The organism is Bradyrhizobium sp. 154, assembly GCF_023073875.1.
Classification (GTDB): Bacteria; Pseudomonadota; Alphaproteobacteria; order Rhizobiales; family Xanthobacteraceae; genus Bradyrhizobium.
The window spans coordinates 1-754 of sequence record NZ_JADPKG010000089.1; the positions used below are offsets into that span (position 1 = coordinate 1).

Genomic DNA, 754 nt, shown 5'->3' on the forward strand with positions numbered 1-754 from the left:
TTCACCCTTCAGCGGCAGCGATCCGCCATAGAGGTCGCCGAGCGCGTGCTTAAGCTCGCTGCCCAGGGGGAGCGTCAACCCGAGAACATCAAGCGACACTTGCGAAACGAGTTCTTTGCGTCGGATATCTCGCGGCATTGAAAGGGCTTAAGCTAACTTTGAGAGTATTGAGCCACCTCAATGCTCCAAAATAGACTTCCTCGCCTTAAAACCGGTGAACGAAGATCATCCGGCGAGCCTACGGCTACTTTGACGTTGATCATGAGCAAAAAACCACCCAGCGCGCCACCAAGGCGGTTGTGAAAGCCCCCCGCAGGTCCAAGCCGCCACACCAAGCAGCAGCTACATAGTCGATCGGTATTGAACTACGTCCAGCCCCTCACGGGCTTCTGTCCGCTTCTTATCAGGGGCGTCGCAGGATCTGGACAAGCCGAGTGAGGCTACAGCCTGCTACTCCGCCGCCGAACTTTTCCAAGACGTCGGCAAGGTGGCCATGCCGATCGGGGGTTAGGTGTTGCGCAAGTTCGAGCGAAACGGCGACAGTTAAGACGAAGATCATGATCCCCGTAAAGTGTCGAGGGTAAGCGCTCATAAAGAGTGTGCCTAACACGCTGTAGGCCACAAACCGTTCGGGCCCCGCATGGCCAGTCTCTGGTCGGAGACCGATAGGCGACAAGCTCATAAAAATGATCGCGATGAGTGCAGTCCAAGCCGCCACGAGCAGCAAATTGCGTATCATAGCAGCTACATAGTC

Annotated in this window: 1 protein-coding gene; it reads right to left on the reverse strand. The window is 56.0% G+C overall.

Annotation, left to right across the window (positions count from 1 at the left end):
* Positions 1 to 403 precede the first annotated feature (403 nt).
* Positions 404 to 754 (reverse strand): hypothetical protein (locus tag IVA92_RS21020; RefSeq protein ID WP_247473926.1); only part of this gene is annotated, 351 nt, incomplete at its 5' end.